The organism is Cupriavidus sp. SIMBA_020 (assembly GCF_046535395.1).
GTDB classification, from domain to species: domain Bacteria; phylum Pseudomonadota; class Gammaproteobacteria; order Burkholderiales; family Burkholderiaceae; genus Cupriavidus; species Cupriavidus campinensis.
In genome coordinates this window covers 19,388-34,142 of the sequence record NZ_JAWRWU010000016.1, presented here as the reverse complement: position 1 = coordinate 34,142, position 14,755 = coordinate 19,388, and the positions used below count along the sequence as shown (strand labels likewise).

Annotated in this window: 11 protein-coding genes and 1 pseudogene; 3 read left to right on the top strand and 9 right to left on the bottom strand. The window is 66.0% G+C overall.

Annotated features, from left to right (window positions below):
- Nucleotides 1–242: 242 nt before the first annotated feature.
- On the top strand, nucleotides 243–5,777 hold the full coding sequence (locus SB751_RS24300) for an AAA family ATPase (RefSeq protein ID WP_211942861.1): 5,535 nt from the start codon (nucleotides 243–245) through the stop codon (nucleotides 5,775–5,777).
- A gap of 23 nt (nucleotides 5,778–5,800) precedes the next feature.
- Here SB751_RS24300 and SB751_RS24295 read toward each other — a convergent pair whose 3' ends face one another.
- The gene (locus SB751_RS24295) at nucleotides 5,801–6,613 is read right to left on the bottom strand and encodes a class I SAM-dependent methyltransferase (protein WP_144196796.1); all 813 of its coding nucleotides are present in this window, start codon (nucleotides 6,611–6,613) and stop codon (nucleotides 5,801–5,803) included.
- A 226-nt stretch (nucleotides 6,614–6,839) separates the two neighbouring features.
- Here SB751_RS24295 and SB751_RS24290 point away from each other — a divergent pair.
- Nucleotides 6,840–7,145: pseudogene (locus tag SB751_RS24290) on the top strand (DUF4148 domain-containing protein); the annotation flags it as partial.
- A 177-nt stretch (nucleotides 7,146–7,322) separates the two neighbouring features.
- Here SB751_RS24290 and SB751_RS24285 read toward each other — a convergent pair.
- The 4 genes from SB751_RS24285 to SB751_RS24270 all read right to left on the bottom strand — a co-directional run bounded on the left by SB751_RS24285 (nucleotide 7,323) and on the right by SB751_RS24270 (nucleotide 10,968).
- A complete protein-coding gene (locus SB751_RS24285) occupies nucleotides 7,323–7,862 on the bottom strand; it encodes an IclR family transcriptional regulator C-terminal domain-containing protein (protein ID WP_244844546.1) in 540 nt (179 codons plus the stop codon).
- A gap of 188 nt (nucleotides 7,863–8,050) precedes the next feature.
- Nucleotides 8,051–8,881 carry a hypothetical protein gene (locus tag SB751_RS24280; protein WP_144196555.1) on the bottom strand — a complete coding sequence of 277 codons (831 nt, stop codon included), beginning with the start codon at nucleotides 8,879–8,881 and terminating at the stop codon, nucleotides 8,051–8,053.
- Nucleotides 8,882–8,929: 48 nt separating this feature from the next.
- Complete coding sequence (locus SB751_RS24275) at nucleotides 8,930–9,529, bottom strand: tetratricopeptide repeat protein (RefSeq protein WP_144196554.1); 600 nt, start codon at nucleotides 9,527–9,529, stop codon at nucleotides 8,930–8,932.
- A gap of 245 nt (nucleotides 9,530–9,774) precedes the next feature.
- A complete protein-coding gene (locus tag SB751_RS24270) occupies nucleotides 9,775–10,968 on the bottom strand; it encodes a BamA/TamA family outer membrane protein (RefSeq protein WP_250025470.1) in 1,194 nt (397 codons plus the stop codon).
- 111 nt (nucleotides 10,969–11,079) lie between these two features.
- Here SB751_RS24270 and SB751_RS24265 point away from each other — a divergent pair, with 111 nt between their 5' ends.
- On the top strand, nucleotides 11,080–11,910 hold the full coding sequence (locus SB751_RS24265) for a MipA/OmpV family protein (protein ID WP_410748642.1): 831 nt from the start codon (nucleotides 11,080–11,082) through the stop codon (nucleotides 11,908–11,910).
- 65 nt (nucleotides 11,911–11,975) lie between these two features.
- Here SB751_RS24265 and SB751_RS24260 read toward each other — a convergent pair whose 3' ends face one another.
- The 4 genes from SB751_RS24260 to SB751_RS24245 form a co-directional block, all read right to left on the bottom strand.
- A complete protein-coding gene (locus tag SB751_RS24260; protein WP_092294883.1) occupies nucleotides 11,976–12,503 on the bottom strand; it encodes a hypothetical protein in 528 nt (175 codons plus the stop codon).
- 12 nt (nucleotides 12,504–12,515) lie between these two features.
- Nucleotides 12,516–13,346, bottom strand: a complete 831-nt coding sequence (locus SB751_RS24255) for a DUF2092 domain-containing protein (RefSeq protein WP_144196553.1) — start codon at nucleotides 13,344–13,346, stop codon at nucleotides 12,516–12,518.
- Between the two features lie 238 nt (nucleotides 13,347–13,584).
- Entirely contained in the window at nucleotides 13,585–13,965 is a 381-nt protein-coding gene (locus SB751_RS24250) for a RidA family protein (RefSeq protein ID WP_092294880.1), read from the bottom strand.
- Nucleotides 13,962–14,753 carry an enoyl-CoA hydratase/isomerase family protein gene (locus SB751_RS24245; protein ID WP_092294878.1) on the bottom strand — a complete coding sequence of 264 codons (792 nt, stop codon included), beginning with the start codon at nucleotides 14,751–14,753 and terminating at the stop codon, nucleotides 13,962–13,964. The genes SB751_RS24250 and SB751_RS24245 overlap by 4 nt, the downstream gene beginning before the upstream one ends.
- Nucleotides 14,754–14,755 lie beyond the last annotated feature (2 nt).

Sequence of the window (14,755 nt, the reverse complement as noted above, 5' to 3'; positions counted from 1 at the left end):
ATTATAGGAAGCGATTTTCGGTATGCCAGGCGATCAGCGAGCGCACCCTTCAGGTGCAAAGCCAGTGCGCTGGGTCGGGCAGGTATGCCACAGGCTGAAGGACCAGGGCATGGATGTCGCATCGCAAATATGGACTAATAGTCACATAATCATACTATTCCCCAATGGTGCCGCAGCGGCGTCGGCGTATCTTCACGCGATACCTGCGTCCGCAGGAATGCGCTACATGATGCTTCGGGGTAATGGGTAACGGACTGCAGATCTTGTGGGACGACGGCGAGCGTGTCTTCTATCGAGGACGGCGCCCGGACGAGGCCGGCGGCGATTTCCTGCTGGCACGGCCCGCTGCGGAACAGCCATCGCCGGCCAGCCTGGACCGCCTTGGCCACGAATATCGCCTGAAGGACGAACTGGACAGCGCCTGGGCAATCCGGCCGCTGGAACTGGTGCGAGAGGCCGGCCAGACTGTGCTGGTGCTCGAGGATCCGGGTGGCGAGCCGCTCTCGCGCCTGCTTGGCGCGCCGATGGAGATCGGGGCATTCCTGCGCCACGCAGTGCACATCGCCAGCGCGCTATGCGGGCTCCACCAGCGCGGGCTGCTTCACAAGGACCTGAAGCCGACCCATATCGTCGTGAACTGCGCCGACGGGCAGGCACGGCTCACCGGCTTCGGCCTGGCCTCGCGCCTGCCGCGCGAGCGCCAGGCGCCCAAGCCGCCCGAGACCATCGCCGGCACGCTGGCCTACATGGCACCCGAGCAGACCGGGCGGATGAACCGGTCGATCGATTCGCGCAGCGACCTCTACGCGTTCGGCGTCACGCTCTACCAGATGCTGACCGGCGCGCTGCCGTTCACCGCCACGGACCCGATGGAGTGGATACACTGCCACATCGCCAAGATGCCGGTGTCGCCGCGCGCGCGGCAGGAAACCGTACCGGCGACGATTTCGCGCATCGTCATGAAGCTGCTCGCCAAGACGGCCGAGGAGCGCTACCAGACCGCCGTCGGGCTGGAGCACGACCTGCGCCGCTGCCTGGAAGACTGGGAGCGCCAGCGCCGCATCGAGGACTTCCCGCTCGACGCGCACGGCACGCACGACCGCCTGCTGATTCCCGAGAAGCTGTACGGGCGCGAGCACGAAGTGCGCACCCTGATCGACGCGTTCAACCGGGTAGTCGGCACCGGCACGCCGGAACTGGTGCTGGTGTCCGGCTACTCCGGCATCGGCAAATCCTCCGTCGTCAACGAGTTGCACCGGGCGCTGGTGCCGCCGCGCGCGCTGTTTGCATCTGGCAAGTTCGACCAGTACAAGCGCGATATTCCGTACGCCACGCTGGTGCAGGCCTTCCAGGGCCTGGTGCGGATGCTGCTCGGCAAGTCCGATGCGGAGCTGGAGCGCTGGCGCAGCGCCCTGCTGGCAGCGCTGGGGCCGAATGCGGGGCTGATGACCGATCTCATTCCCGAGCTGAAGCTCATCATCGGCGAGCCGCCTCCGGTACCCGAGCTTGAGCCGCAGCAGGCGCAACGCCGCTTCCTGCTGGTATTCCGCGCGTTTCTCGGCGCATTCGCCCGCCCGGAACACCCGCTCGCGTTGTTTCTGGACGATCTGCAATGGCTGGACGCCGCCACACTGGACCTGATCGAAGACCTGCTGACGCACGCGGACCTGCGCTACCTGCTGCTGGTGGGTGCGTACCGCGACAACGAGGTCGGTGCCGCCCATCCGCTGACGGGCAAGCTGCAGGCCATCCGCAACGCGGGCGCGCGCGTCGATGACATCCAGCTGGCGCCGCTTGCCAGCGCGCATATCAGTCAGCTGCTCGCGGAGGCGCTGCATGGGGAGCCGGCACGGATCGAGCCCCTGGCACAACTGGTGCATGAAAAGACCGCCGGCAATCCGTTCTTCGTGATCCGGTTCCTGCACGCGCTGGTCGACGAAGACCTGCTCACCCCGGACCACGCCACGCGGCAATGGCGCTGGGACCCGGCGCGCATCCACGCCAAGGGCTACACCGACAACGTCGTGGCCCTGTTGGTCGGCAAGCTGGCCAAGCTGCCGGCGCCGACGCAGCAGGCGCTGCAGCAGCTATCGTGCCTCGGCAACGCTGCCGAGATCACGACGCTGGCGGCGGTGCTCGGCATGCCCGAGGTGCAGATCCACACAGTACTGTGGGAGGCGATTCGCCAGGAACTGGTGATCCGGCAGGAAACCACCTATGCGTTCGTGCACGACCGCGTGCATGAAGCCGCCTACACGCTGATTCCTGAGGCCCTGCGCAGCGAGGCGCATTTGCGGATCGGCCGGCTGTTGGCCGCCCGCACGCCGCCGGCGCAACGCGACGAGGCAATCTTCGAAATCGTCGGCCACCTCAATCGCGGCGCCGCACTGATCACGGCGTGCGCCGAACGCGAGCAGCTGGCCGAATTCAACCTGCTCGCAGGCCAGCGCGCCAAGGCGTCCACCGCCTATGCCTCCGCGGTGGCGTATCTCGGCGCCGGCGCCAGCCTGCTGCAGGACGGCGGTTGGCAACACCACTATGACCTGATGTTTGCGCTGGAATCGAACCGGGCCCAGTGTGAATTCCTGATCGGCCAGCTGACCGCCGCCGAAACGCGCTTCATGACGTTGGCCGAGCGCGCCGTGAACGTGGTCGAACGTCTGGAGATCGCCTGCTGGCAGATGGATCTGTACCTGATTCTCGGCCAGGGCGACCGCGCGGTCGCGGATTGCCTCGCCCTGCTCCGTCAGGTGGGCATCGAATGGTCGCCCCAGCCGGACGAGATCGCGGTACGTCACGAATACGCGCGCATCTGGTCGCTGCTCGGTGACCGGCCAATCGAGACCCTGATCGATCTTCCACCAATGGAAGACCCGGTCGCCCTCGCCACGATCCAGGCGCTGGCCAAGCTTTCCTCGCCCGCCCTGCATACGGCCCGCGAGGATGGCAACCTGGCCTGGCTGACGATCTGCAAGGCGATCAGCCTCAGCCTCGAGCACGGCAATACCGATGCGTCGTGCGTGGCCTATACCAACTTCGCCAGGGTGACCGGGCGGATTTTCGGAGACTATCAGGCGGGATTCCGGTTCGGGGAACTCGGCTGCCAGCTCGTCGAGCGACGCGGCCTCAAGCGCTATGAAGCGCGCACCTACCTGTCGTTCTCCGTGTTTGTTGCACGCTGGTCGCAACCGGTGCGCACGTGCGGCGAGCAACTGCAGCGTGCGTTCGACGCGGCGAACCGCGTCGGCGATATTCCGTCCGGCGCATTCACGCGCAACAACCTGCTGTCGGACCTGCTTTTTGCCGGTGAGCCCCTGCCCGCGCTACAGAGCGAAGCCGAACGCGGCCTGGCGTATGCCCGACAGGTGCGCTTCGGCATTGCCATCGGCTTCAGCGAGACCCAGCTGGCGCTGATCCACATGCTGCGCGGCATCACCCCGACCTTCGGCTGCCTCGATGGCGAACACTTCAACGAAAGCCGCATCGAACAGCGCTTATCGACAGCGTCTCCGGTCTTCGCCTGCTGGTACTGGATCCGGAAACTCCAGGCGCGCTATCTTGCCGGCGACTGCGCAGCGGCGATGGAGGCCGCTGCCCATGCCAAGGCGCGGCTCTGGAGCTCGCACGCGTTCCTCGAGGAAGCCGAGTACTACCTCTACGGCGCGCTGGCCCGGGCTGACCTCTGCGGCACGCTCCCGGCCGGCGACCGACCGCCGCATCTGCACATCCTGGCCGACCATCATCGTGAACTGCGGGTCTGGGCGGATCTCTGCCCCCAGAACTTCGCCTGCCACGCCGCGCTCGTGGCCGCCGAGATCGCCCGCGTCGAAGGCCGCGACATCGATGCGGAACACCGCTACGAGGAGGCCATCCGCGTGGCGCGCGACGACGGCTTCCTCAACATCGAAGCCCTGGCGAACGAACTCGCGGCCCGTTTCTACGCGGCGCGCGGCTTTGAGAAGATCGCGCGGGCGTATCTGCGGGACGCCCACTACGGCTACCTGCGTTGGGGGGCGGATGGGAAGGCCCGCCAGCTCGAGGCACAGCATCCGTACCTGCGCGCGGAGGCCGCCACGCCCGGCGCGACGAACACGATGGCCACACCGGTCGACCAGCTGGACCTCGCCACCGTGATCAAGGTGACGCAGGCCGCCTCGGGCGAGATCGTGCTGGAAAAGCTGATCGACATGATCCTGCGCACCGCCATCGAACAGGCCGGGGCGGAACGCGGCCTGTTGATCCTGTCAGACGGCGGCGCACAGCGAATTGCCGCGGAAGCCACCAGCGACGCGACCCGCCTGCATCCGCACGATGTGCCGGTCAGCGCGGCGATCCTGCCGGCGTCCGTGCTCAACCACGTGATGCGCACGCGGGAGCCCCTCTTTCTGGACGACGCTGCGGCCGAACCGCCCTATGCCGCCGACCCGTACATCCGCCAGCATCGCGCCCGCTCCATCCTCTGCGTGCCGCTGATGACCCAGGCCAAGCTCACGGGCGCGCTCTACCTCGAGAACAATCTGGCGGCACGGGTATTCAGTCCGTCACGCATTGCGGTATTGCGGCTGGTGGCCTCACAGGCCGCGATCTCGCTGGAGAACGCGCGCCTGTATCGCGACGTTGCCGAGCGCGAGGCCAGGATCCGGCGGCTTGTGGAGGCCAATATCATCGGCATCGCCGTCTGGCGCGACGATGGAGAGATCCTGGAAGCCAACGACGCGTTTCTTCACATGGTGGGATACGCGCGGACGGATCTGGTCTCGGGCCACTTCCGCTGGCGGGACCTGACGCCGCCGGACATGCAACAGGACACCGATCGAGCCGCGGCAGCGCTGATCCTGACGGGGCGCGTGCCGCCGCTGGAGACGGAGTACCTCTGCAAGGACGGCAGCCGGGTACCGGTCATCGTCGGCCTGGCGACGTTCGAACCCGGCGGGCGGGATGGCGTCGCCTTCGTGCTGGACCTGACCGAGCAGAAGCAGGCCGAAGACAGGGTGCGCGAGAGCGAACGGCGCTATCGCGAGGTGCAGACGGAACTGGCGCACGCCAACCGCGTGGCCACCATGGGGCAGCTCGCAGCCTCCATCGCGCATGAAGTGAATCAACCGATTGCCGCGACCGTGACCAACGCCCAGGCCGCGACGCGCTGGCTCAACCTGCCGCGCCCCGACCTCGACGAAGTCCGGCTCGCGCTGGAGCGCATCGTCAAGGATGCCAATCGCGCGGCGGATGTGCTCGGCCGGATTCGGCAAATGATCAGGAAGGCGCCGCCCGGCAAGGAACGGGTGGACATCAACGCCGCCATCCGCGAGGTGGTCGCGCTCACCGGCGGCGAAGCGAGGCAGAGCCACGCCCGGGTGGAGATGCAGCTTGCGCGCGACCTGCCCGCCATCGAGGGCGAGCGCGTGGCGTTGCAGCAGGTGCTGCTCAACCTGATCGTCAATGCGATCGAGGCCATGCTTGGTGTCAGCGAGGCCGAACGGCATCTGCTGATCGCCACGGGCTATACGGCCGAAGGCTGCGTCCTCGTTACCGTGCGGGATTCCGGCCCGGGCTTCGGCAGCCTGAACCCTGCCGGCATATTTGCGCCCTTCTATACCACCAAGCCCTCTGGCCTGGGCATGGGGTTGTCCATCTGCCAGTCGATCATCGACGCGCACGGCGGCCGGCTATGGGCCAGCGAGCACGCACCGCGCGGCGCCCTCATCCAGTTCACGGTGCCCGTGCAGTCCGGAGCGTCGCGAATGCCTTGCCTTCAGGACCCGCCGAACCAGTTGTAGCCCTGATCCTTGCCGGGCGACAGCTAGCCTGCCGCCACGATTACATGGGCCTGGATCTTCCCGGCCACGGGACCGTCGCCATGGCGGCTGGCAATCGCCTCGGCCGCCCGGTCCGTAGCGTGTTGCAGCAGGCTGGCGTCCCGCACCTCTATCTCGTTCCGTAGCGGCGTACCCAGGCAATAGGCGGTGGCGACGTCGCGCGCCGAGTTCGCGCGGCTCAGCTTCTCGCGGGTCTCGATCTGGACGCCGGCGAACCCGGCGCGGGCCAACTCCTCCCGGATCAGCGCGACATCGTGATAGCCATGCGGCGTACGCGCGAGGAATCTCGGCGGGTCGTGCGGGAACACCGTGGCAACGGCGTCGGTAACGTCATTGGCAAAGACATTCTCTTCGATGCGATCCCAGACATTGAAGATGAAACGCCCGCCCGGCCTCAGCACGCGACGCGCCTCGGCATAGCCGGCGACCCGATCGGGAAAGAACATCGCGCCGAACTGGCAACAGACAGCGTCGAATGACGCCGCCTCGAACGGAAGGTTGAGCGCGTCCGCCTGCTTCCATTCGATGCGGCTGTCGGGCCCTTGCCGGCTGGCGGCATAGTCGAGCATGGGCTGGTTGAGGTCGGTCACCACATAGCGCGCGCCGGCGCCCAGCTTGGGCGCAAGCGCGCGCGTGACCACGCCGCTGCCGGCTGCCGTCTCCAGCACCGCGCCGGGCGGGGCGGCCGCAACCAGCGCGGCCAGATCGGCGGCATAGGTCTCGAAGATCAACGGAACCATGAACGTGTCGTAGAACCTCGGGATCGTGCCCGCAAACACTTGATCGCAATCCGTCATGATTCCCCCTTGAAAGCGCTTGATCGTGCGCTTGCCGATGCCTCCGCGCGCCTAAAGTGGATCGCGCTGCGCTGCAACCGCCCACCAGTCTCCTGCATCGTGATCGCGCAAGAAATCCATGCGAACCCGAAAATCGCGCCGGCCGTACACGCGCATGCTGGCATCAGACGCTGAGAAGCGTCGTGGATCCATCCGGATCCACCCGTTAGTTCGCAAGGAGCACATCATGAAAACACTTGTACGACTCACCGGCCTGGCCCTTGTCGCCCTGCCCGCGCTGGCCTTTGCACAAAGCACTCCGGGCCCGGTTACCCGCGCGGAAGTGCGCGCGGACCTCATCCGGGTAGAGAAAGCCGGTTACAACCCGTTCGGCAACACCAACAACTATCCCGCCGATATCCAGGCGGCGGAGGCCAAGGTGGCTGCGCAGCAAGGCACGCCGGCCATCCAGCCGGAAACCCGCGCTGAAGTCCGGCAGGATCTGGTGCAGGTGGAAAAGGCCGGATACGATCCGTTCCGCGTCGGCAGCACGTATCCGGCCAAACTCCAGGCCGCCGAGGCACGCGTAGCAGCCGGCACAACCACCGCCTCGCCCACGCCGGCACAGAAGCCGATGGCAACGATGGCCGCTGCATCGGCAATCCCGCGCATTGACCGGCCCCGCAATGCGTTCTTCGACGGCGCTTGACGATGCAGGCATGTCCAGGCCCTAGCGCAGCCCGCCCCAGTGGTTGGTCACGCGCAGCAGCGAGGCATGCGGGCCGAATTCGCCGAGCCCTGTGGATAGCTGCTCGGCTGCCTCGCACACGGCTGCGGCCAAATCGCGCAAACGCGTGGGCCGCAGCCGTGTGTCCGGTCCGGAAATACCAACCGCCGCAATGACCGCGCCCGTTCCATCGAAAATGGGCGCGGCCAGTCCGTTCACGCCCGGGCGCCATTCGCCCCGATTGATGGCGTACCCCAGGCGACGGACCTGCTGCATCGATGCCGTGATGCCGTGATGCCGGCCCCCTTCGGCCTGCGCGAGAATCGCCGGCCACAGCGGCACGGACGGATGCACGCGGGACTGCAAGTGTGCATCGTCGAAATCCAGCATATGTGACGCCGTGCCGTTCACCAACGCGGCCTCCCGGGCGCCATCCTGCCGCACTACGCGCTGCAGATCGGCATTGCGCAGCCCTTCCGACACAGCCTTGGACGGGCGCTGCACGATCGCGTCCGGCGTACCGCCCGGCGGGAATCCCACCACGAGCTTGATCGGGCGATCCGGATACTGGCACGGGAACGGACGGGAGGAGGGATTCGTGTCGCCTTGCGCGAAAGGCGGCGAAGGCGGCGAAGGCGGCACAGGCGGCGGGAGATTGACGGACTAGTGTGCCCGTCTCCCGCCTGATCAGCCACCGCGTTGCGCGGTGGCCGGGGGCACTGCCAAGACGATTAAGAGCCGACCTTCAGGCGGCCGCCGCGTCCCAGTCCGCCCTTCACTTCCTGCGCCTTGTAGTTGCGCAGCGAGACCACCATGTTGTTGTAGGCGTCCATGAACGCTGCAACCGTGGCCTTGCCTTCCGGCGTGCGGGAGAAGCCGCCAAGCCCGCCAGCCGCACCGCCGCCAAAGGCGCCCATGGCGGCACCAAAGTTGGTGGCCGTGGCGTTGCCTTCGGAGATGGACAGCTGCACGCCCGAGCGGATGTCGAACATCGTCAGCGTCACGACCGATGCCTTGCTTTGCATGGCACCGCCAACCAGTGCGCCGGCGGCGCCAAACAGGCTGCCCACACCGGCAGCCAGCTGGCCCGTGGCGTCGTTGTCGATGATGATGGCCGGCTCCATGTAGAAGTCGGCGGCCACGCGCTGGCCCTTCTGCTGCTTCGAACCAGCCCGGAACTCGCCCGAATTGCGCTGCTTGTCGGTGATCGACGACAGCTTGCTCTCGGTGCGATTGTTGCCGACAGACGTAATCACGAAGCAGTTCGACTGCTGCACGGCCAGGCGGATCAGCGGCTCGATAGTCGTGATCTTGGTCGTGGCGCCGAAGCTTGCGTACCACTCCTTGCCACGGCCATCATCCACGGCGAGCGTGCCCAGGGGCGCGTCGCAGCGCTCCAGCGACGGATTGGCATTCACGCTGCTTGCGCCGCCCGCGGCGCCGGTGGCGGCCGTCGGTGCCGTGCCAGTGGAGATGCTACCGCCGGCGCCCGGCATGGCACAGCCAGCCAGAACCAGGGACGCGGCCAGTGCGGCCAAGCGCAAAGAAGTCTTCTTGGGCATGAAATCGCCTGTTGTTGGAAGTGATGGAAAGAGGAGGAGGGGGCGGGCTTAGCGCAGATACCAGCCGGAAGGGCCCCAGACCCAGTAATACGGGTAGCTGCTGTACCACGCGTACCAAGACTTGCGATACGCCTCGCGTACCTGGTACAGACTCTGTTCGTCCTTCTTGGCGGCTTGAGCTTGCGGGATCAGGTCGCGGGCTTCCTTGCTGCCCTTGGAGGCGGCACGGGTCAGCCAGGCCTCGGCTTCCGCCGGGTCCGCGCCCATTTCCTCAAAGCCCATCAGATAGATTCGCCCAAGCGCCAGCTGGGCCTGCACGTGGCCGTTGTCGCCGGCCTTGCGCATCCACTCGAGGGCTTGATAGCTGTTGCGCTCCACGCCGTCGCCGCGCAGCAGGCGCAGGCCCAGGTCATAGGCCGCGTTGGGATTGCGTTCCGCCACTTCGGTCAGGGCCTGCATGCGGCGCTCGGCCTCGATATCGACGGGCGCGCCCTGGAATGTGGTCAGGCGTCGGTCCTGCTCGGCGCAGGCATTGCCGTTGCACACGCGCACCGTTGGCGAGCGGGACAACTGCCCTTCCGCCGTCTGCCCGGCGCATCCCGCCAGGCTCAAAACTGTCACGAACACCAAAGAAACGGAAACACGCATGGCAACCCCACCCCGAACATATTTATTTTTTTTGCAATGCCTCGAATACTTAGCTTTGTAAGTAAACGTGTAGATTGTAACGGCATTGTATGTGGGGATTGCAACACACCGTAATGCGAATCAGTAATTTTGTTGCGTCACGGACACGTTTTTACTAGGGTAACCCCTATAAGAAAGGCAGGAAGCAGGGCCTCCCGCCGCCCGATCAGTCGTGTACGGGATGTGAGCGATGAACGTGCCCGATGTCAGAACGCCTCGTTGATCTGGAAATACACGCCTTTCGTATTGCGCCCCACCCCGGCATCGAAGCGAACGTTGACCCGGGGCTTGAACTCGAAGCGGTAGCCGATACCGCCGTTCGGCAGCCAGTGCCCCCGGAACAGCGCCCCCACATTGGGACTGACCGCCCCGGTGCCGAGCCAGAAGACCATGCCCTGCCGTCCGGCGATGTGCCAGCGGTACTCGGCCTGCACCCCGGCCATGACCTTGTCCCGGAACTGACCCGAGAAGTAGCCGCGCATCCGCTTGTTGTTGCCGAGGGTCGCCATCATGTCCCACGGCACATCGCCCCAGTTCATGTTGGCGTAGGCGTCGAAGGCCAGCACATCGCGCTCGCGCATGCGGAAGTACTTGTTGAACGTGAGTTCCACGTTCTCCATATTGGTATCGCTGCCAAGTCCGCGGCGGTAGACGGTGACGTTGGCCAGCAGCGATTCGCCCCGGTAAGGATTGGGGATGAAGTCGCGCGTGTCGTACGAGAAATGCGCGCTGACCCCGGAGCTGAGCACGCGTGGGCCGTGGGGATCGGTTGCCAGCTTGCTGTCGGCACCGCGCTCCAGCTTCACCGCATCGTCGTACTGCAAGCTCCACCCCGCCCCTACGTAGACGTTGGGGCGTACCCGCATCATGATCTTCGGCTGGAGCACCACCTCCTTGCGCGTGTACGCCTCCTTGTTGGCACTGTCGATGGCGCTGCCGTAGCCGATGCCCCAGTAGGCAGTGGGCATGTTGATGAGATCCGCCTCGATGAGAAAGCGGTAGCTGTCGTCGGCAAAGAACGTGTTGTTCTCGATCGAGATGCCGTAGGCGCCCTTGACGGTGCCGAAGCCGCGAATCGACAGTGTGGACAGTTGCGTCTCCTGCGCGGCGTTGGCCGGCTTGTAGAGGCCGATTGCCGCCGCGCCGATGCCGAAGCCCATTTCCGGGTTATAGAACGGTCCCGGCAGCACGCCCCAGTCGATGCCCTGGCTCACGTCCACGGCGTCCGATGCGCCGAGCTTGGTGAGTATCCTGTCGATCCAGCCCTGCTTTTCCTCCGCGCTCGCCGCGCCCTCCACGGCTTCCACCGGCTCGTCCGCCTGCCCGGGCGGGGCCGCACCTGCCAGGCCAATCGACACACACATCGACACAAACCAGCGGCGGGAAGGCGTCGATTTCATTTAACGGGCCGCCCGAAAAGACTGACTTCTCTTGCCGGCCGGGCGCTTGCACAATCCGCAGATGGCCAGTCCCGCGTGCCTGCGCGGGTTCGCCGCAAGGAGACTCTTACGATGAGCGCGCGACCGCCCTACCGCCGGAAGCCTGCGCCGAGCCGGTTCCTTGGCGCGCTGCTGGCCGGCGCCGCCTCCACGGCGATGGCCTCTCCCTTCGACCTGCCCAGCACGATCCCGAACATGTTTGGCGTTGGCGTGGGCTCCACCACCCAGTACGCGGGCGGCAACGAACGCATGATCGGCGTGCTGCCGGGCCTGCGCTACACCTCGGAAAGCGGCCGGCTGCTGGAATGGTATGGCCCCTACGCCCAGTTCAACTTCGGCAGCCTGACCGGCTTCCAGTACGGCCCGGCCGTCTCGCTCCGCCTGGGGCGGAACAATGTCGACGACGCCGTCGTCGCCAGGATCCACGAGATCGACACCACCGTGGAAGCCGGCGGCTTTATCAGCTACGAGTACATCCATAGCGGCGGCATTCCGTACCGCCTGCGCGGCGGGATCAATGTGCTGACCAACGCGGGCATCGTGTATGGCGGGGCCCGTGTGTCGGCCACGGGTACCTTCTGGGTGCCCGTGCACACCCGAATGATGCTCGGGCTCGGCATGGGCCTGACGTGGGTAAGCGGCAGCTTCAACCGGACCTACTTCGGCGTCACTGCCGAAGACAGCGCCGCCAGCGGCCTGCCCGTCTACACGCCCGGCAGCGGCCTGCAACAGGGCACGGGCTGGCTCGGGGCGATCTATCGGATCGACAAGCACTGGCATGCGGGCGCCATGGTCTATTACCAGCGCATCACCGGCAGCGCCGCCGACAGCCCCATCGTCACGCAGCGCGGCACGCGCAACCAGGTGACCTACGGCGCCGGCATCGCCTACGCCTGGCGCTAGGCGCACTGCCCTCCCGACTTGGGAAACAGGAAGGCCACCCCTCGCTGGCCCTCGTACCATGCCCGTCAGTAAGGTGGATTCACCACCACGTATTGCGAGCCCTGCGGTTGATACCAGGTGGTGCCGCACTGCTGGTACACCATGCCGCCGTAATTGACCGGCGCACACCCGGGCGGCACAGTGCGGACCATGGAGCCGATCACAGCGGAGGTCACCGCAACGGTGGCGGTCACCGCCGCAGCCGTCGCCACGGGGTGATAGTCATTGTCCCAGCCGTTGTGGCAGCACCCGCCGCCGCCCTCCACGTTCACGTTCACGTTGCGGTTCGAATTGACGTTCACGTTGCGGTTGGTATTGACGCTGTTGACACTGTTGCTGCGCACGTTGTTGGCGCGCGCATCCACATGCTGGTTGTTGACGTGCTGCGCGCCACCGCCGCCGCCCCGCGCCGGCGCCGCCGCGGCACGATTGCCGCCCGCGTGCCCGCCTCCGCCAGCGGGACGCGCGTCCGCCACAGGGGCCCACGCCGTGGCTGCGGCGAGGAAGATCACGGCCATCGACAGCAAGAAGCCCTTCCCAATAGCGTGGTGCATGATGCAGCTCCTTTACTGAGACTTCAGCGGAACGAACTTCGCCTCGGTGGCATTCTTGGGCGGCGTGAACGTGAAGCGGGATGCATTGAAGCCCGGATTGACGCGCCACCGGATCAGCGAGACCGATTGCGGGCGTGCCTCATCGGCACGATTGGTGATGACCAGCTTGCGCGGCAGGGGCCGCGCGCCGGTGGCGATCCAGATCTGCCAGTCGACATTGTCCTGGCGGAAGGCATAGTGGTCGCAGACCTCGCCATCCACGACGTCCTGGCCGGCATTCATCGCGGAGGTCATATTCCCGAGCGGTGCCTGGGGCGTGCCCCAGAGGAACAGGTCCGCCACCGGCAGTTCGATGCCGTACCGCTCCTGCAGCCGGTTCCCCAGCTCATCCAGGTTGTCGGTGAACGGCGCCTTCGAGTAGTACTTCTGCTCGGGCAGGTAGAGCACCACCGTCTTGCCGTCGTAGATCAGGTCGCGCGCAGACCGTGCGCTGCGCATTTCGGCGCGCAGCATGTTCGGGCGTTGCACGTCCACCTTGGCCGTAGCCATGTGGAGCAGCTTCTGGCCATCCTGGAGCACGCGTTCGCCGGAAAGGTCGACCTGCGCCTCGAACGTGCGCAGCGTCTGGAGGTACTTGCCCATGTTCTGCAGCGCCTGCACCACAGCCGGGTCCACGGCATTGGCCGCTGGGGGCGCGGACGAAGACGCAGCCGGGGCCGGGGGCGGCGCCGCGTTCGATTTGGAAGCGCTGGGGGGCGCAGGAGCCGCCGGAGGCGTCGATGGCGCGTGGCTACAGCCCCAGAGCGAAACGGCAAGCAGGCTCGATACCGCAATGCGTCTCATGGCAGGCTCCCTGAAATCTGGTTTCGTGCCTGATCCTTCTCCACTTCGCGGTCTTACGGAAGTCAATTTTTCTTTCATCGAATTAACAACTATCGATAATCGGCATGAAAAGTGTTGCGCTGTGACGCATGCCGCCCACCAGCGGGAAAAATGCAAAAAAAAGCCATCCCGGAAAACAGGATGGCCAGAAAAGCTCCTAAGCGGAGCACCATTTGCTGATGGGGCGCTGCGGCGCCGTCTAGGCCACGGCTATCGCATTGACTTCCAGTTCCGCGCCATAGTGGATGGTCGGGCACGGGACCACCGTGCGCGCCGGCGCCGGGCCGTCACCGAGGATCTGGGCATAGAGTTCATTCACCCGGGGCCAGTTGGCGATATCGGCGATGAATATCTGCACGTTGACCAGGTTCTGCATCGAACTGCCCGAGGCCAGCAGGATGGCTTTCAGGTTGTCGAACACCTGCCTGACCTGGGCGTCGAGGCCGGCCGGGATTTTCAGGTCATCGCCCAACATAATCGGGAGCTGGCCCGACACGAATATCAAGCCATTCGCCTTGACCGCCTGGGAATAATGGCCGCGCGGCAACGGCGCGCTGGCATGGTTGATGTACTCGATCATGCCTGTTGCCCCCTTTGGCTGGCCTGCCAGAGGCGGTCGAAATCCGTCGCGCGTTTCTCGGTGAAGGCATCCAGCCCTTCCTGCCATTCGGCACGCGGCACGTCGGACACAGAGCGGACCACCCGGCCCCAGTCATAGCCGGCATGGGCGTGGAGGTGGCCCTTTGCCGCCGCCAGCGCGCCCGGCGGGGCGTTGGCGACGATGGATTTCGCCAGCTCGAAGGCCCGGCCCAGCGACGCGCCCTTCTCCGCCACTTCATTTACCAGCCCACGTTGCAGCGCCTCGGGCGCCGGCAATCGCTTCCCGGTGAGTACAAGTTCGAGTGCCTGCCGGGTACCGACGATGTGCTGGAGCAGCGCCAGCCCGGTATTGGGGATGACGCCCCGGGTCACCTCGGGCAGCGCGAACCACGCCCCCTCTTCCGCGATGACCAGATCGCAGGCCAGCGTCAGCTCGAAGCCGCCGCCCACGGCCGGCCCCTGCACCGCCGCCACGACGATCCGCTTCTCTTCCGCCAGCCGGCGGAACAGCAAGGCGGGGTCGGTCCGGGGGTCGGCCTGCTCCATCCAGCCATCGCGCAGGTCATCGATATTGGCGCCGGCGCAGAACGTCGGCCCATTGGCGGCAATCACCAGCGCCCGGGCGCCCTGCGCCTGGCTGGACTCGATGGCGTCGAACATGTCGCCGACCATCCGCCGGGACAGCGCATTGCGCCGCTGCACGTCATTCAGCGTGATGACGGCGATGTCATCCCGGACGTCGAGAATCAAGGTAGTGAAGGTTTTCATGG